General features: G+C 71.6%; 17 protein-coding genes. 11 read left to right on the top strand and 6 right to left on the bottom strand.

The window, feature by feature from the left end; translation table 11 throughout:
* The first annotated feature begins 13 nt into the window (after window positions 1-13).
* Window positions 14-793, top strand: a complete 780-nt coding sequence (locus E5671_RS10325) for an SGNH/GDSL hydrolase family protein (protein ID WP_160503549.1) — start codon at window positions 14-16, stop codon at window positions 791-793.
* A 253-nt stretch (window positions 794-1,046) separates the two neighbouring features.
* Here the strand turns inward: E5671_RS10325 and E5671_RS10330 are convergent, their stop codons facing one another.
* Window positions 1,047-1,397 (bottom strand): hypothetical protein, encoded by a 351-nt coding sequence (locus tag E5671_RS10330; protein WP_160503550.1) that lies wholly within the window; start codon window positions 1,395-1,397, stop codon window positions 1,047-1,049.
* A gap of 246 nt (window positions 1,398-1,643) precedes the next feature.
* On the opposite strand from E5671_RS10330, the gene purB reads away from it, so the two are divergent.
* Window positions 1,644-3,086, top strand: coding sequence for an adenylosuccinate lyase (gene purB / locus E5671_RS10335; RefSeq protein WP_160503551.1), 1,443 nt, complete (start codon window positions 1,644-1,646; stop codon window positions 3,084-3,086).
* 4 nt (window positions 3,087-3,090) lie between these two features.
* Here purB and E5671_RS10340 read toward each other — a convergent pair whose 3' ends face one another.
* On the bottom strand, window positions 3,091-3,768 hold the full coding sequence (locus tag E5671_RS10340) for a DedA family protein (protein WP_160503552.1): 678 nt from the start codon (window positions 3,766-3,768) through the stop codon (window positions 3,091-3,093).
* A 134-nt stretch (window positions 3,769-3,902) separates the two neighbouring features.
* Between E5671_RS10340 and E5671_RS10345 the strand changes: the two genes are divergently transcribed.
* Together E5671_RS10345 and E5671_RS10350 are read left to right on the top strand one after the other, a co-directional pair.
* Window positions 3,903-5,039: a sensor histidine kinase gene (locus E5671_RS10345; protein WP_160503553.1), complete on the top strand. Its 1,137-nt coding sequence runs from the start codon at window positions 3,903-3,905 to the stop codon at window positions 5,037-5,039.
* The gene (locus E5671_RS10350) at window positions 5,039-5,674 is read left to right on the top strand and encodes a response regulator transcription factor (protein ID WP_202121735.1); all 636 of its coding nucleotides are present in this window, start codon (window positions 5,039-5,041) and stop codon (window positions 5,672-5,674) included. The genes E5671_RS10345 and E5671_RS10350 overlap by 1 nt, the downstream gene beginning before the upstream one ends.
* 25 nt (window positions 5,675-5,699) lie before the next feature.
* Here the strand turns inward: E5671_RS10350 and lysA are convergent, their stop codons facing one another.
* Window positions 5,700-7,040, bottom strand: coding sequence for a diaminopimelate decarboxylase (gene lysA / locus E5671_RS10355; RefSeq protein ID WP_160503555.1), 1,341 nt, complete (start codon window positions 7,038-7,040; stop codon window positions 5,700-5,702).
* A 62-nt stretch (window positions 7,041-7,102) separates the two neighbouring features.
* A complete protein-coding gene (locus E5671_RS10360) occupies window positions 7,103-7,507 on the bottom strand; it encodes an SAV_915 family protein (protein ID WP_160503556.1) in 405 nt (134 codons plus the stop codon).
* A gap of 603 nt (window positions 7,508-8,110) precedes the next feature.
* Between E5671_RS10360 and E5671_RS10365 the strand changes: the two genes are divergently transcribed.
* The 7 genes from E5671_RS10365 (at window position 8,111) to E5671_RS10395 (ending at window position 17,417) form a co-directional block, all read left to right on the top strand.
* Window positions 8,111-8,926, top strand: coding sequence for an SDR family NAD(P)-dependent oxidoreductase (locus tag E5671_RS10365; RefSeq protein ID WP_160503557.1), 816 nt, complete (start codon window positions 8,111-8,113; stop codon window positions 8,924-8,926).
* 165 nt (window positions 8,927-9,091) lie between these two features.
* Entirely contained in the window at window positions 9,092-9,664 is a 573-nt protein-coding gene (locus E5671_RS10370; protein ID WP_237330152.1) for a hypothetical protein, read from the top strand.
* A gap of 141 nt (window positions 9,665-9,805) precedes the next feature.
* Entirely contained in the window at window positions 9,806-11,659 is a 1,854-nt protein-coding gene (mutA, locus tag E5671_RS10375; RefSeq protein WP_160503558.1) for a methylmalonyl-CoA mutase small subunit, read from the top strand.
* Complete coding sequence (gene scpA / locus E5671_RS10380) at window positions 11,659-13,860, top strand: methylmalonyl-CoA mutase (protein ID WP_160503559.1); 2,202 nt, start codon at window positions 11,659-11,661, stop codon at window positions 13,858-13,860. Before mutA ends, scpA begins: the two co-directional genes overlap by 1 nt.
* 2 nt (window positions 13,861-13,862) lie before the next feature.
* Complete coding sequence (gene meaB, locus E5671_RS10385) at window positions 13,863-14,867, top strand: methylmalonyl Co-A mutase-associated GTPase MeaB (protein ID WP_160503560.1); 1,005 nt, start codon at window positions 13,863-13,865, stop codon at window positions 14,865-14,867.
* A gap of 85 nt (window positions 14,868-14,952) precedes the next feature.
* Window positions 14,953-16,200, top strand: a complete 1,248-nt coding sequence (locus tag E5671_RS10390; protein ID WP_160503561.1) for an alpha/beta hydrolase family protein — start codon at window positions 14,953-14,955, stop codon at window positions 16,198-16,200.
* Between the two features lie 143 nt (window positions 16,201-16,343).
* On the top strand, window positions 16,344-17,417 hold the full coding sequence (locus tag E5671_RS10395; RefSeq protein ID WP_160503562.1) for an enoyl-CoA hydratase/isomerase family protein: 1,074 nt from the start codon (window positions 16,344-16,346) through the stop codon (window positions 17,415-17,417).
* Window positions 17,418-17,449: 32 nt separating this feature from the next.
* Here the strand turns inward: E5671_RS10395 and E5671_RS10400 are convergent, their stop codons facing one another.
* Both E5671_RS10400 and E5671_RS10405 read right to left on the bottom strand, forming a co-directional pair.
* Complete coding sequence (locus E5671_RS10400) at window positions 17,450-17,938, bottom strand: hypothetical protein (protein ID WP_160503563.1); 489 nt, start codon at window positions 17,936-17,938, stop codon at window positions 17,450-17,452.
* Between the two features lie 117 nt (window positions 17,939-18,055).
* Window positions 18,056-18,793 carry an ABC transporter permease gene (locus E5671_RS10405; protein ID WP_202121073.1) on the bottom strand — a complete coding sequence of 246 codons (738 nt, stop codon included), beginning with the start codon at window positions 18,791-18,793 and terminating at the stop codon, window positions 18,056-18,058.
* Window position 18,794 lies beyond the last annotated feature (1 nt).

Here is an 18,794-nt window from a genome sequence, read left to right on the forward strand (position 1 = left end):
GATCGCTCCCGCCATGCAGATGAATGCCAACTACACCAGTCTCGTCGCGGTCGGCGACTCCTTCACCGAGGGCATGTCGGACCTGCTGCCCGACGGCAGCTACCGCGGCTGGGCCGATCTGCTCGCCGCCCGGATGGCTGCCGCCTCCCCCGGTTTCCGGTACGCGAACCTCGCGGTGCGCGGGAAACTCATCGGGCAGATCGTGGCCGAGCAGGTGGACGTCGCGGCCTCCATGCAGCCCGATGTGATCACCCTGGTGGGCGGCCTCAACGACACGCTGCGTCCCAAGTGCGACATGGCCCGCGTACGCGGGCTCCTGGATGAGGCGGTCGAACGCCTCGCCCCGGCGTGCAAGCAGCTGGTCCTGATGCGCAGCCCGGGCAGGAACGGCCCCGTGATGGAGCGTTTCCGCCCCCGCATGGAGGAACTCTTCGTCCACATCGACGAGTTGGCGACACGGCATGGTGCCACGGTGGTGGACCTGTACGGATCGGCCGCGCTCGGCGACCAGCGCATGTGGGACGTGGACCGGCTGCACCTGACGGCCGAGGGCCACCGCAGGGTCGCCGAAGCGGTGTGGCAGTCCCTCGGCTACGACCCCGAGGACGACTGGCAGTCCCCGCTCCCGGCCACCGCCCCACCGAACTGGACGGCGCGCCGAGTATCCGACCTCCGCTTCGCCAGACAACACCTGGCCCCCTGGATCGCCCGCCGCCTAACGGGCCGCTCCTCAGGAGACGGCCTCCCGGCGAAGCGCCCGGATCTACTGCCTTACGAGGAGCCGCGGGCGTAACGACTCGGAGACGCTACTCGCCGGCCGGTTCCTCTTCGGACGTGGAGGCGCTGGGCTGCTGTCGCGACGATGACGGCGCCGACTACGAACCCTGCGATCGCCGCAGCGCCATGGGTGAGCCATCCTCGCCGAGAACGCGGCGCTCTCGGCGGTTCCGCCCCACGCCGCCGGGCCGCACGCGGAACAGACCCGCGGTCCTCAGCGCGGTCGCGCGACGGCCGCCCCCCCTCCCCCCCCGGCGAATACCGCGTCTCTACTCCTCCACCTCCTCCTCGAAGTGGAGCGCGATGGACTGCAGCACGTCCGCCGACGTCACGTCAGTGCGCCCCTCGTCGTGGGCCTCGGCCAGCTGTGCGAAGGAGAAGGCGAAGGCCGACGTGATCTGCTCGATGACCGGGCTCAGTTCCCGGCCCACCACCTCGGCGACCTCTATGGCGGTGGCGTCGGCGGGGATTTCGATGCGCGGCAGCATCTCCTCGAGCATCGCGCCGACCGCGCCGCTGGGTTCGACCTCGCCGTCCGGGTTCTCCCGTACCTGTCTGCGCATCTCGATCGCCTCGGTCAGGATGCCGACGACTCTTTGGATGATCTCGCGCTGCTCCATGCGATGAAGCCTAGACGCACACGGATCAACGGGAGTTGCGGCACAGCCGTGCGGAGGCGCGTGCGGTACTTGGGATGTCGGGCCGGAGCGTTGAAGCGTTGAGGCGCGTGCTGCGGGCCCCCCGGCGAGTGATCACCGGCGCGGCGGGCGGCACGTCGCGTTCTGGATGATGCTCCAATGACCTGCGCTCTCCGGACTGTACGGACGGTCAAAGAGCAGGTCGGACGGCAGGTAAACTCCGTACACGTGACTGTCGCGCCTGCAAAGCCCCGTATCCCGAACGTCCTCGCCGGACGTTATGCCTCCGCCGAGCTCGCCACCCTCTGGTCGCCCGAGCAGAAGGTCAAGCTGGAGCGTCAGCTCTGGCTCGCCGTCCTGCGGGCGCAGAAGGACCTGGGGATCGAGGTCCCGGACGCCGCCCTCGCCGACTACGAGCGCGTCATCGACGACGTCGACCTCGCCTCGATCGCCGAGCGCGAGAAGGTCACGCGCCATGACGTGAAGGCCCGCATCGAGGAGTTCAACGCGCTCGCCGGGCACGAGCAGGTCCACAAGGGCATGACCTCCCGCGACCTGACCGAGAACGTGGAACAGCTGCAGGTCCGGCTCTCCCTGGAGCTGGTGCGCGACCGCACCGTCGCGGTGCTCGCGCGGCTCGGCAAGCTGTCGGGCGAGTACGCGGAGCTGGTCATGGCCGGCCGCTCGCACAACGTGGCCGCGCAGGCGACGACCCTGGGCAAGCGCTTCGCGACGACCGCCGACGAGCTGCTCGTCGCGTACCGCCGCGTGGACGACCTGCTGCGCCGCTACCCGCTGCGCGGCATCAAGGGCCCCGTCGGCACGGCCCAGGACATGCTCGACCTCCTTGGCGGCGACGCCGAGAAGCTCACCGAGCTCGAGCAGCGGATCGCCGGGCACCTCGGCTTCGACCGCGCCTTCACCTCGGTCGGCCAGGTCTACCCGCGCTCCCTCGACTACGAGGTCGTCACCGCCCTGGTGCAGCTCGCGTCCGGACCCTCCTCGCTGGCCAAGACCATCCGTCTGATGGCCGGACACGAGCTCGTCACCGAGGGCTTCAAGCCTGGTCAGGTCGGCTCCTCCGCGATGCCGCACAAGATGAACACCCGCTCCTGCGAGCGCGTGAACGGCCTCACCGTCATCCTGCGCGGCTACGCGTCGATGACCGGCGAGCTTGCGGGCGACCAGTGGAACGAGGGCGACGTCTCCTGCTCGGTCGTACGCCGCGTCGCCCTGCCGGACGCGTTCTTCGCCCTGGACGGGCTGCTTGAGACCTTCCTGACCGTGCTCGACGAGTTCGGCGCCTTCCCTGCCGTCGTCGCGCGTGAGCTGGACCGCTACCTCCCCTTCCTCGCCACGACCAAGGTCCTGATGGCCTCGGTGCGGGCGGGCGTCGGCCGCGAGGAGGCCCACGAGGCCATCAAGGAGAACGCGGTCGCCTCCGCGCTGGCGATGCGGGAGCAGGGCGCCGAGCGCAACGAACTCCTCGACAAGCTCGCCGCCGACTCCCGGATTCCGCTGGACCGCGCCGAGCTGGACGCTCTCATGGCGGACAAGCTGTCGTTCACGGGCGCGGCGAGCGACCAGGTCGCCGTGGTCGTCGCGCAGATCGAGGCCCTGCTCAAGGAGCACCCCGAGGCCGCGGCCTACACGCCTGGGGCGATTCTCTGAGCGCCTAGCGTGTCGAGCGGTGCTCACCCTTGCCCGCCCTGCGGATCCGCAGCGTGACGAAAGCGAGCACCGCGAGCGCGGCCACGGCGAGGACCCCCTTGGAGTACAGGCCGACCAGATCGGTGACCTGGTGCCAGCGCGTGCCGAGTGCGTGGCCGATCAGGATGAAGACCGCGTTCCAGATGAGGCTGCCCGCGGTCGTCAGGGCGAGGAAGACGGGCATACGCATCCGCTCGACGCCCGCGGGAACCGAGATCATGCTGCGGAAGACCGGGATCATCCGGCCGAAGAAGACCGCCTTGGTGCCGTGCCGGGCGAACCAGTTCTCCGTGCGCTGGATGTCGGACGCCTTCACGAGCGGAAGGCGGGCCGCGACGGCGACCGTGCGGTCCCTGCCGAGCAGCGCACCGATCGCGTAGAGGGCGATCGCACCGATCACGGAGCCCGCCGTGGTCCAGATCAGGACCTCGACGATGCCGAACTTGCCCTGGCTCGCGGCGAAGCCGGCAAGCGGCAGGATCACCTCGCTGGGCAGCGGCGGGAAGAGGTTCTCCAGGGCGATGGCCACTCCGGCGCCGACGGCGCCCATCGAGTCCATGAGGTCGGTGGCCCAGCCCGCGATGCCGCCGGTGGGCGCTTCGTTCGCGGCGGCGGACACGTCGTGCGCGGCGTTGAGGATCATGCTGTAGACGCTAGGAAACGGCGGCGCGCGGCGGTATGCGGGGGGCCGCAGAGGTCGTGTGCGGTGCACCGCCGGGAGGCATTGTGGTTTTCCGCAGTCCCCCGGCCTCGTCCGCTCGGCTAGCGTGGCCGATCATGCGTACGCACATACAACGCTGGCTCAGGGTGACGACCGGTGTCCTGGCCGGGGCCTGCACCGCGGTCGTGGAACTGCCCTTCGCCCTGGTGGCAGGGTTCTGGCTGCTCAGCACGCTCGGGCGGCGCTCCGGGCGCGCCGCGGAGGACCGCATCGTGGCCGTCGCCCAGCGGCTCGCCGATGGGGAGCAGCGCCGGATGGCCACCTTCTTCGGTACCGGGATCACCACGCCGCCGACCGGCCTGCAGTCCGTCAACTACGTCGCGACGCGGTGGACGGTCGGGCTGCTCGGCGGTGTCGTCCTCGCCTGCGGTGTGGTCGGCGCGGTCTATGCCTCGCTGGCGGTGTGGGGCTGGTTCGTCGCCGACATCCGCGCCCCCGGCACCCTGATCCTCTCCTCGGTCGGCGGCCTCTTCCTGCTCTATCTCTGTGTGCAGGGGACGTACGGTGTCGCGCTCGCGGACGAGCGCCACGCGCGCCGCTTCCTCGGCCCGAACGACGGGCAGCTCATGGAGCGCAGGATCGGCGAGCTCGTAGCGAGCCGCGCCGGTGTGGTGGAGGCCGTGCACGACGAGCGGCGCCGCATCGAACGCGATCTGCACGACGGCGTCCAGCAGCGCATCGTCGCCCTCGGCATGCTGCTCGGCAGAGCCCGCCGCGCCTCCGAGCCCGAGAAGTCCGCGCGGCTCCTCGCCCAGGCGCACGAGGAGACCCAGCAGGCCCTCGTCGAACTGCGCGACGTCGCCTGGCGGGTCTACCCCGCCGCCCTCGACGAGGGCGGGCTCGCCGCCGCCCTGGAGACGGTCGCCGAGCGGGCGGCCATTCCCGTACGTCTCGACTGCGCCCTGCACGAAACCCCGCCGCCGACCGCGCAGGCCGTGGCGTACTTCGTCGCCGCCGAAGCCGTCACGAACGCCGTCAAGCACTCGGGCGCCACCCTCGTCACCGTCCACGCCGAGCGGCGAAGTGCCGTGCTGCGCCTGCGCGTCGAGGACGACGGACGGGGCGGCGCCGACCCGTCCGGCAGCGGTCTGCTCGGGCTCGCCCGGCGCGTGGCCGCCCTGGACGGCACCCTCACCGTGGAAAGCCCCGCCGGAGGGCCCACCCTCATCACCGCGGAGCTCCCATGCGCGTAATGCTCGCCGACGACTCGACGCTGCTGCGGGAGGGCCTGGCCCGGCTCCTCGCGGACGAGGGCCATACCGTCACGGCCTCGGTCGGTGACGCGCGGGCGCTGCTCGCCGCCGTGGCCGAGGATCCGCCCGACGCCGCCGTGATCGACGTACGCATGCCGCCCACGCACACCGATGAGGGGCTGCGGGCCGCCCTTGAGATCCGCGAGAAGTGGCCGGAGACGAGCGTCCTCGTGCTGTCGCAGTACGTCGAACGCCGTTACGCCACCGAGCTGTTGACCACCGCCACCGAAGGTGTCGGCTATCTGCTCAAGGACCGGGTCGTCCAGGTCGACGAGTTCCTGGACGCGCTGGAGCGGGTCGCGTCGGGCCGGACCGCCTTCGACCCGGAGGTCGTACGGCAGTTGCTGACCCTCAGCAGCCACACCGACCCGCTCAAGCGCCTGACCGCACGGGAACGCGAGGTGCTCGGCAAGATGGCGCAGGGGCACACGAACGCGGCGATCGCCGGGCAGTTGTACGTCTCGCAGAGTGCCGTCGAGAAGTACATCAACGCGATCTTCGACAAGCTGGAACTGACCGGGACGACCGGTTACAGCCGCCGCGTGCTCGCCGTCCTGCGCTATCTCGGCTCCTGAACTCCCCCTCTGCGAGCGGCGGTCCCTACAAGCCGACGTCCCTGCTGCGGAAGTCCTCGAGCGACTCGCGCCGCACCAGGAGCCGCGCGTTCCCGTCGGCGACGGCCACCACGGGCGGACGCCCGACGAGGTTGTAGCCGGACGCCATGGACAGGTGGTACGCCCCGGCCACCGGCACGCCCAGGATGTCTCCCGGCCTTACGTCGCCCGGCAGTTCGACGTCGGAGGCCAGCACGTCGCCCGCCTCGCAATGCCGCCCGACGACGGTCACCGGCGCGGACGGAACCGTGGAGCGCCGGCCGATCAGGCGCGGCACGTACCGCACGCCGTACAGCGCGGGCCGCGGGTTGTCGCTCATCCCGCCGTCCACGGCGACGAAGGTGCGTCCGCCGGTCCGCTTGACGGCGAGTACGCGGTAGAGGGCCACTCCGGCGGGGCCCGCGATGGCGCGCCCCGGCTCGATGAGCAGCCTGGGCACGGTGAGCCCGGCCGCCGCGCAGCTCTCGATCAGTTCGGCGCGCACCTTGCGGGCGAGGGTGGTGATGTCGAGCGCCGCCTCGCCGGGGCGGTAGGCGATGCCGTGGCCGCCGCCGAGGTCCAGTTCGGGGAGGGTGACGCCGTGCTGGTCCTTGATGCGGGCCATCAGGCCGACCAGGCGGCGTACGGCCGCGATGAACGGCTTGTCCGTGGTGATCTGCGAGCCCAAGTGGCAGTGCAGGCCGGTCAGTTCGAGTCCGGGCTGGCCGAGTATGCGGGCGATGGCGTGCTGCGCGGAGCCGTCGGTGATGGACAGGCCGAACTTCTGGTCGTCGGTCCCGGTACGGATCTTGGCGTGGCCGCCCGCCGCGATGCCGGGTACCACCCGGACCATCACCTTCTGGCGGCTGCCCGGCGGCACGGCGGCGGCGAGCCGGGCGATCTCGGAGGCACTGTCGATGACGATGCGCCCGACGCCGAGCCGCAGCGCGGCCTCCAAGTCGTGCGGGCTCTTGGCGTTGCCGTGCAGGACGATGCGCTCGGCGGGGAAGCCCGTGGTGACGGCGAGCTCCAGCTCGCCGGCGGAACAGACGTCGAGGCCGAGCCCTTCCTCCGCCACCCAGTGGGCCATCGCGCGGCACAGGAACGCCTTGGCGGCGTAGTGCACTTCGGCTTCGGGAAAGGCGTGCAGGTAGGTGCGGCAGCGTGTCCGTACGTCGCCTTCGTCGAGGAGATAGGCCGGGGTGCCGAAGCGCTCGGCGATCTCGGTGAGCGGTACGCCGCCGACGGCGAGGTCGCCGTGGGCCAGACGCGCGGTGGACGCGGGCCAGACGGACAGGTCGTCGTCGGCGGTGGCGTCCGGGGTCACGGGTTCGTGCAGGGTGGTCATGGTCAGGTTCTCTCTTCGCCTAGTCCTCGTCCTTGTCCGCTTCCGATTCCGCTTCCGCGTCGTCAGCCGATCCAGGTGGTCAGGGCGCCGACCAGCGCGGCGGCGCCCGTGACGCGGAGCGCGCCGACCGCCTGCGGGTCCCACTCACGCCAGGCGGAAGCGCGCCGCGCGGGGGCGCCGACGGGATGCGCGGCGAGGCGTGGGTCGACGGTCACCTCGTGGACGCCGAGCGGCTCGGTGAGCGCCCGCAGCGCCGGCTCCGAGAGCCTGATCCAGGCCTGGCGCCCGCCCAGGGCGGTACTGAGCCGCTGCGGGGTGGTGAAGGCGACGGCGGTGCGGCCGCCCACGGGTGTGCGGAACAGGCGGGCGACGCAGCCCGCGGGTCCCGGCCGGACGGGGACGAAGAGCGGCCCGGCCGGGCCGGGTTCGGACGGCTCGGGGTCCTCGGCGCACTGGGGCTCTGCCATGGGGTTCCTCCTTGAGGATCCTGCTCGGTGAACGGCGGCCCCCGGGCGCCGGGCAGGAACCCGGGGGCCTGCACCGACGCTATGCCCGGTATCAGGTGCCACCCGCCCCTCCATGACGGGACGTTGACGGAGGGGCGGCCCGCGTTGACGCGGGTTTGACGGGGGCGGGCGGGCACCGTCAGAGGTGCGCAAATACCCAGGCACAACAGCCGTTCGGGGGTATCGCGGAAGCTACGTTTCCTGTTCGCACCGGCCGCGCCTGCCTTCCCGTCGCCGCGCGGCCGTGTGCGCGATCAGCCGGCTCTGCGCAGGGCCCCCTGCGCAGAGCCGGCCCGGACGTACGTCAGGGCCTCATCAAAGACTCCGGCGTCTTCTTGAGGCCTTGGCCGCCCGGCAGTTGGATAGGGGATGTGAACAGCATTTCGCGCCGCGCCGACCGGCCGCCTCATACGGCGGTGCCGGTCCCGCGCCCTGTTCACTCGACGGTGCGCTGACGCCGCACCTCCCCCAGCGGCCGTGATCGGCCGTGTCACCACCGCACACGCCACCGCCCCCACCGGGGGCCGCTCGGCGTGCGCCCACTCACGAATCCAGGAACCTGCCATGTCTTCTGCATCCCTGTCCGGACGGACCGTCCTGATCACCGGAGCGACCTCCGGGATCGGCTACGAGGCCGCACGGTTCCTCGCCGAACGCGGGGCCACCGTGCTGGTGCACGGGCGCACTCCCGGCGAGGCACGGGCCGCGACCGGCCGTCTGGCCGCCACCGCGGGCATCGGCGCCGGTCAACTCTGCCCGTTCTCCGCCGACTTCGCCCGCCTCGACGAGGTGGAGCACCTCGCGCACCGCGTGGTCACCGAACACCCGCACCTGGACGTCCTGGTGAACAACGCGGGCATGGCCGCGCCCGAGCGGCACACCATCACGTCGGACGGCAACGAGATCGCCTTCCAGGTCAACTTCCTCGCGCACTATTTGCTGACCGGCCTGCTCGAGACCGCGCTGACGGCAGGGCCCGGCGGCCGCGTCGTCAACGTCTCGTCCTCGCTGCACCGCACGGCGTCCATCCAGTGGAACGACCCGAACCGCTCCCGCCGCTACTCCCGGCTCGCCGCGTACGCCCAGTCTCAGCTGGCCCTCACCGTCTTCGCGTCGGACCCGCGCGTCACGGCGGTCTCCGTGCACCCCGGCGTGTGCGACACCGCGCTGCTGTCCCTGTACGGCGACGAAGGCGCGTCGGCCGCGCAGGGTGCCGCGCACGTGGTGCGCCTCTGCGACCCGGCGACGGAGATCGTCAACGGCGCGTACTACGACTGCGACGAGCGCGTCGAACCGGCCGCGGCCGCCACGGAGGACCGCACCGTCAAACGCCTGAGCAAGCTCGCCGACCTGCTCGTCGGAAACACCCTCGCCACGTAGAAGGCGACACCACCGTGCCGGGCGCCTCGCGCTGCACCGCGGCGCACGCGGCTCGCACCCCGCCCCGTCAGGCCCCCGTAAAGGTCGCCGCGCGCCGTGTCAGTGCCGCGTCAACGTTCCGCGCGGCGACGCTCACGGCCCGCCGATGTGCCTAGCGTCCCCCTCATGGCCCCACGCATGACGCGCCCCGCTCGGCGCATCCCCGGCGCCCGTACGACGTCCCGGTCCGCGGCGCACCGCCCGTGGACGCACGACAGCGGCTGGGCCGGGGAGGCCCGCTCCGCGGCTTCCTGTGCCGTGCTGTTGTCCGGGTTGCTCCTCGCGCTCGACGCGGCGACCGGCAGGCTCGGCGTCGGGCGTGCGCTGCTCTGGCTGGGACTCGGCGTGCTGCTGTTCGCCGTGCTCACGCCGCCGCGTGTGGCGGCGCACGGCACGGTCCTGGTCTCCCGCGGTCCGGTACGCGTCCGGTCGGTGCGCCTCGACCGTCTCGTGGCGGTGCGCCGTTCCGACGGCATCGCGCCGCGGCTCGTCCTGCGGGACACGTCCGGTGGCGAGGTCGTCCTCGACCCCGAGGTGCTCGTCGTCAATCCGGCGCTGTGGCGTCTCGTGGCCGCGGGCGCGCGCACATCTGTCGACGACGGCCGGCTCCTGTGCGGGGCGACCGCCTTGCGCCGGCTTGCGGAACGCATCGACCGCGAGACGGCCGAGGGCGTCTTCAAGGCCTCCGGCCTGGAATGACACCGGAGCGGGCGCGGAGGGGCCCGGACCCCGCCCCGCCGTAGCCGCCCGCTCGTTTGAGATCAAGAGAGTTCGGAAGAGGCCAAGGTCACAGCCCTGGACGGCACCGAGTGCCAGGGGTTCCGCCCTAGCATCATGCCCATGACGGTCCTGCCTGACGACGGGCTTTCCCTGGCCGCCGAGTTCCCTGATGCGACCCATGAGCAGTGGCAGCGCCTGGTGGAAGGCGTGCTGCGCAAATCGGGTAAGGACGTATCGGGGCCGGCCGCGGAGGAAGCGCTGTCCACCGCACTCGAGGACGGGCTCAGCACCCGCCCCCTGTACACCGCCCGAGAAGCCGCGCCTGACGCCGGCTATCCGGGTTTCGCCCCCTTTGTCAGGGGCGGCACCGCCGCGGGCAGTACCGCGGCCGGCTGGGACGTACGGCAGCGGCACGCGGCCACGGACCCCGCGGGCTCGAACGAGACGGTGCTCGCTGACCTGGAGAACGGCGTCACCTCGCTGTGGCTCGGCGTCGGCCCCGGCGCGCTCCCGGTGTCCGGCATCGCGCGCGCCCTCGACGGTGTCTTCCTCGACCTGGCACCGGTCGCCCTGGACGCGGGCGCCGAATTCGAGCCCGCCGCACGCGAGTTGTTCCGGCTCTACGAGGAGCGGGGCATCCCGAAGGACACGGCGCGCGGCACCCTCGGCGCCGACCCCCTCGGTCACGAGGCCCGCACCGGTGAGCGGCTCGACCCGGCCGCCGCGATCGAACTGGCCCGGCTGTGCGGCCAGGAGTACCCGAACCTCCGCGCGCTGGCCGTCGACGCCCTGCCGTACCACGAGGCGGGCGGCTCGGCCGGGCAGGAGCTCGGCGCGTCCCTCGCCACGGCGGTCGCCTACCTGCGCGAGCTGACCGATGCGGGGCTCACGGTCGAAGCGGCCTGCGCCCAGCTGGAGTTCCGGTACGCGGCCACCGCCGACCAGTTCCTGACCATCGCCAAGCTGCGGGCGGCCCGGCGGCTCTGGGCCCGTGTCGCCGAGGTCTGCGGCGCCCCGGACGCGGGGGCGCAGCGCCAGCACGCCGTGACCTCACCGGTGATGATGTCGCGCCGCGACCCGTGGGTGAACATGCTGCGCACGACGGTGGCCTGCCTCGGCGCGGGCGTCGGCGGCGCCGACTCCGTGACCGTCCTGCCCTTCGACCACTCGCTGGGCCTGCCGGACGCGTTCGCGCGCCGCATCGCCCGCAACACCTCGACGATCCTCCTGGAGGAGTCGCACCTCGCCCGGGTGATCGACCCGGCGGGCGGCTCCTGGTACGTGGAGCGGCTCACGGACGAACTCGCCCACGCGGGCTGGGAGTTCTTCCAGGAGATCGAGCGCGCGGGCGGCCAGGCCGCGGCCCTGCGCTCCGGTCTGATCGGCGAACGGCTCGCCGCCACCTGGGCGAAGCGCAGCGAGAAGCTCGCCAAGCGGCGCGAACCGATCACGGGCGTCAGCGAGTTCCCGAACCTGACGGAGCGTCCGGTCGAGCGTGTGGCCCCGCCCGCCCCCGAGCCGTCGGGCGGCCTGCCGCGCGTGCGCCGCGACGAGGCGTACGAGATCCTGCGCTCGCGCTCGGACGCGCACCTCGCCTCGACGGGGGCCCGCCCCCGGGTGTTCATCGCCGGGCTCGGCCCCGCCGCCGCGCACACCGCACGGGCCTCCTTCGCCTCGAACCTCTTCCAGGCGGGCGGCATCGAAGCCGTCCACGACCCGGTGACGGTGGACGCGGCGACGGCCGCGGAGGCGTTCAAGGCCAGCGGGGCCACGGTGGCGTGCCTCTGCTCCAGCGACGCGCTCTACGAAGAGCAGGCCGAAGCGGTCGCCGACGCGCTCAAGTCGGCGGGCGCGCAGCGGGTGTTCCTCGCGGGGCGTCCCGCCGAGTACGAGTCGGTCGACGCGTACGTCTTCGCGGGCTGCGACGCCGTGTCCGTGCTCTCCTCCACCCTCGACCACATGGGAGTGGCGTAATGGCGATCCCCGACTTCACCGGCGTCGGCCTGACGTCCGAAGCCGCCTCCGACGTCTCCAAGGACCAGTGGCGCAGCGCCGTCAAGGAGTCCACCGGCAAGGCCGACGACGACCTCCTGTGGGAGACCCCGGAGGGCATCGCGGTCAAGCCGCTCTACACGGGCGCCGACCTCGAAGGCCTCGACTTCCTGGAGACGTACCCCGGCGTTGCGCCGTATCTGCGCGGCCCCTACCCGACGATGTACGTCAACCAGCCCTGGACGATCCGGCAGTACGCGGGGTTCTCCACCGCCGAGGAGTCCAACGCCTTCTACCGCCGCAACCTCGCCGCGGGGCAGAAGGGCCTCTCGGTCGCCTTCGACCTGCCGACCCACCGCGGCTACGACAGCGACCACCCGCGCGTGACCGGCGACGTCGGCATGGCGGGCGTGGCGATCGACTCGATCTACGACATGCGTCAGCTCTTCGACGGCATTCCGCTGGACAAGATGACGGTGTCGATGACGATGAACGGCGCGGTGCTCCCCGTACTCGCGCTCTACATCGTGGCCGCCGAGGAGCAGGGCGTACCGCCCGAGAAGCTGGCCGGGACCATCCAGAACGACATCCTCAAAGAGTTCATGGTCCGCAACACCTACATCTATCCGCCCAAGCCATCGATGCGGATCATCTCCGACATCTTCGCGTACACCTCGCAGAAGATGCCGCGCTACAACTCCATCTCGATCTCCGGCTATCACATCCAAGAGGCGGGCGCGACAGCCGACTTGGAGCTCGCCTACACCCTCGCCGACGGCGTGGAGTATCTGCGGGCAGGCCAGGAAGCGGGCCTGGACGTCGACGCGTTCGCGCCGCGGCTCTCCTTCTTCTGGGCGATCGGCATGAACTTCTTCATGGAGGTCGCCAAGCTCCGCGCCGCGCGCCTCCTTTGGGCGAAGCTGGTCAAGCAGTTCGACCCGAAGAACGCCAAGTCGCTCTCCCTGCGCACCCATTCGCAGACCTCGGGCTGGTCGCTCACCGCACAGGACGTGTTCAACAACGTCACGCGTACGTGCGTCGAGGCGATGGCGGCGACGCAGGGCCACACCCAGTCGCTGCACACGAACGCCCTCGACGAGGCCCTCGCCCTGCCGACCGACTTCTCCGCGCGCATCGCCCGCAACACCCAGCTGCTCATCCAGCAGGAGTCGGGCACGACACGGACGATCGACCCGTGGGGCGGCAGCGCGTACGTCGAGAAGCTGACGCACGACCTCGCGCGCCGCGCCTGGCAGCACATCGAGGAGGTCGAGGCGGCGGGCGGCATGGCGCAGGCCATCGACGCGGGCATCCCGAAGCTGCGCGTCGAGGAGGCCGCCGCGCGCACGCAGGCGCGCATCGACTCCGGCCGCCAGCCCGTGATCGGCGTCAACAAGTACCGCGTGGAGACCGACGAGCAGATCGACGTCCGTGCGGTCGACAACTCCTCCGTGCGCAACCAGCAGATCGCCAAGCTGAAGCGCCTTCGCGAGGAGCGCGACGAGGCGGCCTGCCAGGACGCGCTGCGTGCGCTGACGGCGGCGGCCGAGCGCGACCCGGGTCCGGGTCTCGAAGGCAACCTCCTCGCCCTGGCGGTCGACGCGGCCCGCGCGAAGGCGACGGTCGGTGAGATCTCCGACGCCCTGGAGACCTCGTACGGGCGGCACGCGGGGCAGATCCGTACGATCTCCGGTGTGTACCGCACCGAAGCAGGCTCGTCCCCGTCCGTGGAGCGCACCCGCACGCTCGTCGGGTCCTTCGAGGAGGCCGAGGGGCGCCGTCCGCGCATCCTGGTCGCCAAGATGGGCCAGGACGGCCACGACCGCGGCCAGAAGGTCATCGCCACCGCCTTCGCCGACCTCGGCTTCGACGTGGACGTCGGCCCGCTCTTCCAGACCCCGGCGGAGGTCGCGCGCCAGGCCGTCGAGGCGGACGTGCACATCGTCGGCGTCTCGTCCCTCGCCGCCGGGCACCTGACCCTCGTACCGGCGCTGCGTGCGGAGCTCGCCGCCGAGGGCCGCGAGGACATCATGATCGTCGTGGGCGGTGTGATCCCGCCGCAGGACGTGCCGACCCTCCTGGAGATGGGTGCCGCGGCGGTCTTCCCGCCCGGCACGGTGATCCCGGACGCCGCGTACGACCTGGTGAAGCGGCTGGCGGCCGACCTCGGCCACGAGCTGTGAGCATGGCGGCGCCGCGGATCGACATCGACGCGTACGTCAAGGGCGTACTCGACGGGAAGCGCGCGCAGATCGGGCGCGCCATCACCCTCGTCGAGTCGACCCGGCCTCAACACCGGGCCCTGGCACAGGAGTTGCTGACCCAGCTGCTCCCGCACAGCGGGCGGGCGCGGCGGATCGGCATCAGCGGGGTGCCCGGCGTGGGCAAGTCGACGTTCATCGACGCGCTGGGCACGATGCTGACCGGCCTCGGGCACCGGGTCGCGGTCCTCGCCGTGGACCCGTCGTCGACCCGGACGGGCGGCTCGATCCTCGGCGACAAGACGCGGATGGAACGCCTCGCGGTGGACCCGGCGGCGTTCGTGCGCCCCTCCCCGACCGCCGGGACGCTCGGCGGGGTGGCGAAGGCGACGCGCGAGTCGATCGTGGTGATGGAGGCGGCGGGCTACGACGTGGTGCTCGTGGAGACGGTGGGCGTGGGCCAGTCGGAGACGGCGGTCGCGAACATGGTCGACTCGTTCCTGCTGCTCAGCCTGGCCCGCACCGGCGACCAGCTCCAGGGCATCAAGAAGGGCGTCCTCGAACTGGCCGACGTCCTCGCCATCAACAAGGCGGACGGCCCGCACGAACGCGACGCGCGCTCGGCTGCGCGTGAACTGGCGGGCGCCCTGCGGCTCATGCACCCGGCCGACGCTGCCTGGACTCCCCCGGTGCTCAGTTGCAGCGCACGGGAGTCGAGCGGCCTGGACGAGGTCTGGGACCGCCTGGAACAGCACCGCACGCTCCTGGACTCCACGGGCCGCCTCGCCGCCAAGCGGCGCGACCAGCAGGTCGACTGGACGTGGACGATGGTGCGGGACGAGATCCTGGACCGGCTGCGGGGGCACGAGGCGGTGCGGATTCTGGCACCTGACCTCGAACAGCGGGTGCGCGAAGGCACGTTGACGGCGACGATGGCGGCCGAGCGGATCCTGGAGGCGTTTCAGGGTGGCGGGGGCGGTTCTGACTGACGCCGGAAACCCCTTACGAAAGTAGGGGGTTGCTCGGCACCTTCGTCGATGCCGGTCAGCTCCCCCGGTTCATACGCTCCAGGGCATGATCAGAACCCGCGCACAGCGCAACGCCGTCACCGCTCTGCTGACTCTCTCCCTCCTCACCCCTGCCGTCGCAGCCTGTGCCGAGGAGGGCAGCGGCTCGCCCTCGGCACGACACGCTTCTTCGTCGGCAACGGAAGCCGCGGCACTCTCCCTGCCACGCCCGTCCGGTCCCTACGAGACCGGACGGGACACCCTCCATCTCGTGGACGACAAGCGCCGTGACCCGTGGGTACCCTCGGCGGGGCCCCGGGAGCTGATGGTGTCGGTCTTCTACCCGGCTCGGCGCGGCGGCGATAACGGCGACCGCGCTCCGTACCTGGCCACCAAAGAGGCGGAGCTGCTCCTGAAGGGGCAGAAGCTGGACAAGCTGTACGAGGCCCAGCAGCTGACCTCCGTCCGTACCAACGCCCGCTCCGACGCCCGCCCCGCCAGGGGCAGGCACCCGCTGGTCGTCCTCTCCCCGGGCTTCACCCTGCATCGCGCCACGCTCACCACCCTTGCGGAGACACTGGCGTCCCACGGCTACCTCGTCGCTCTCGTAGACCACGCGTACGAGTCCTTCGGAACGGAATTCCCGGGCGGGAACGACTCCTCGCGCATACGCACCTGTGTCGCGTGCGAAAAGGTCGAGGAGGCACCGAACGGTGACGCCGGGGAGAAGCAGATGCTGGCCAAGGCGGCCCGGAACCGGGCAGCGGACATCTCCTTCGTCGTCGACGAGTTGACCGGGCGGTCCCGGCCCGGCGACGGGCGGCGCCATGACTACGCGGCGCTCATCGACACCCGGCGGATCGGGGCCGCGGGCCACTCGCTGGGCGGCAACGCGGCGGCCGTGGCCGTCGGCACGGACCACCGCATCCGTGCCGCGGCCAATCTGGACGGCACGTTCTTCGCACCGGTCCCGCCGGCCGGCACCGGCCGCCCCGTCCTCATGCTCGGCACCCGCAAGGGCCACAATCCCCGTGCCGAAGACGCCACTTGGCCCCGCCAGTGGCACCGCCTGCACGGCTGGAAGCGCTGGCTCACGGTGGCGGACTCCGGGCACCTCACCTTCACCGACCTGCCGATACTCGGCGGCCAGCTCAACATGACCGACCCGTCGGCGCCGCTCTCCGGCAAGCGATCGGGAGAGATCACCACCGGTTACGTGACGGCCTTCTTCGACAAGCATCTCCGCGACCGGCACAGCCCCCTCCTTGACGGCCCCTCGAAGGCCGACCCGGAGGTCGCCTTCCACTCGCCCTGATGCCTGGGGCGGGGTCGGCTCCCGTCCTGGCCGTGCCCCCTCCGTCGGCCGGTGAAGCCACACCGTAGATTCGATCTGTGCGGGCGCAGAACCTCGTGTGCCGGCCGGCCGAATGATCCGTCGCCGAAGGAGCCACCCGCCCCATGCCCACCGCTGACTCCGACGAAGCTCCCGTTCTCCTGCGCACCCACGGCCGCGCGGGGCACATCGTTCTCAACCGCCCCCGTGCCATCAACGCCCTCAACCACGCCATGGTCCGGCTGATGGACGATGCCCTCGCCGCGTGGGAGCGGGACGACGCCGTCGCCACCGTCGTCCTCACCGGTGCCGGTACGCGCGGGCTGTGTGCCGGCGGCGACATCCGGTCCATCCACGACGACATCCGTGCCGGCGGCGGCGCCGCGTCCGTGGCCTTCTGGCGTGACGAGTACCGGCTCAACGCCCGCATCGCCCGCTATCCGAAGCCCTACGTGGCCGTCATGGACGGCATCGTGATGGGCGGCGGGGTCGGCGTCTCGGCGCACGGCAGCGTGCGGATCGTCACCGAACGCTCCAAGATCGCCATGCCGGAGACCGGGATCGGCTTCGTGCCGGACGTCGGCGGTACGTATCTGCTGACGCGCACGCCCGGCGAGCTCGGCACCCACCTCGCGCTGACCGGCTCGGCGGTGGGCGCGGGCGACGCGCTCCTGTGCGGCCTCGCCGACCACTACGTGCCGTCGGAGCGGCTGCCGGACTTCACCGCCGCGCTGGCCGACGCCGAGGTGAGCGAGGTGGTCGCGGAGTACGCCGCCGCCGCGCCCGATGGCGAACTCGCGGCCCACCGCGAGTGGATCGACGCCTGCTACTCCGCCGACTCCGTGGAGGAGATCGTCGACCGGCTCTACAGCTCCGGCGACCGGGCGGCCAAGGAGACGGCCGAGACCGTCCTCGGCAAGTCGCCGACCTCCCTGAAGGTCACCCTCGCCGCACTACGCCGGGCCCGCGCCCTCGCATCCCTGGAGCAGGTGCTCGACCAGGAGTACCGCGTGTCCGCCACCGCGATCACCGCACCGGACATGGTCGAGGGCATCCGCGCACAGGTCGTCGACAAGGACCGCGATCCGCACTGGTCCCCCGCCGAACTCCCCCAGGTGACCGACGCGGAGGTCGCCCGCCACTTCGCGCCGCGCGACGGCGACGAGCTCGGCCTCGCCCCCGCGGCGGATCCGCGGTAGCCCTGATCCACACACTCCGCGCGGGCCGCCCCCTACGGTGGATCGATCTCCGTGACCACGGCGAGCAGTTGGAACGGCAGCTCCTTGTCCCACTGGGAGACGCCGAGAGCGATCCACCGCCCGTCGACCCGCCACAGATGAAGGTCCGGGACCGAGGAGCTCAGCGAGCCCCAGGGCTCCGGTATCTCCTCGGCCGCACCGGCCTCGCCGTCATCACCGGCCTCTCCCCCGTCGTCGTACACATCGCCCTGCGCCCGCTCGAAGGCACTCGCCAGGCTGAATATCTGCGGCGCTCCCCAGCGCTCGGTGAGCAGGACCGTCAGGCCGTCGCGCTCGGCGTCGTACTGAACCGAGGTCGCCTCCCACTGAGTGCCGTCGTCCTCCCAGAAGTCGCCGCTCGTCAGTAACTCGGCTATGTGATACCCCGGACCGCCGACGCCGCACGGCGACCTGCCGTGCTCCGCGGGGAACTCCCGTGAGCGCAGCAGGTCGATCGCGGCGAGATGCTCTGCGGTACTCATGACACCCAGTAAAGCGGCCGCCACTGACAACTGGCCCGCCGTCAGTCCCTGGGCGTCGTCATCCGGTCACGAGGCTCATGAAACACGCCATATGACACCTCACGATGACACGTCACGTCACGCGTCGCGCCGCCGCACCGCCCACCAGCCCGCGAGCAGCGCGGCGCCCGCCCACGCCGCGCTGACGGCAAGTCCCGCCCACGGCCCGAGAGTTCCGGACGGGTTCTCGTGGAGCACCTGCTGTCCCGCCCGGTCCGGCAGGAAGTCCGCGACGCCGCCCGCCACGTCCCCGACCACGAAGGACACGATCAGAGTGAACGGGATGAGGATGCTCAGTACGGCGACGCCGCTGCGCAGCAGCATGGTCAGGCCCGCGGCGAGCAGTGCCATGAGCGCGAGGTAGATGCCTCCGCCGACGCACGCCCGGACGGCACCGTCATGGCCCAGGCCGATGGCGTACTCCCCCAGGAACGCCTGGCCGGTCAGGAAGCCGACGAAGCTGGTGAGGACCCCCACGCCGAGGGCCAGCGCGCCCACCACCGCGACCTTGGCCCCGTAGAAGAGCCCTCTGCGCGGCACCGCGGAGAGCGAGATCCGCAGCGCGCCGTTCACGTACTCGGACGACATCGCGGTCGTACCGAAGCTGATGGCGGCGATCTGGCCGAAGTTGAGCGCGTAGAAGGCTCCGAAGAGCGGTTCGTAGCCGGCGTTGTCCGCCTCCGCCGTGCCGACCGCGGCGAACGCGAGCACGGTGATGGCGACGGTGGCCACGAACACGGCGATGAGTGAACCGAGGCTGGCACGCACCGACTTGATCTTGATCCACTCCGAGCGGAGCACGGCGGTCGTCGACATG

Origin of the sequence: Streptomyces sp. BA2, from assembly GCF_009769735.1 — a bacterium.
In the GTDB taxonomy this organism is placed as follows: domain Bacteria; phylum Actinomycetota; class Actinomycetes; order Streptomycetales; family Streptomycetaceae; genus Streptomyces.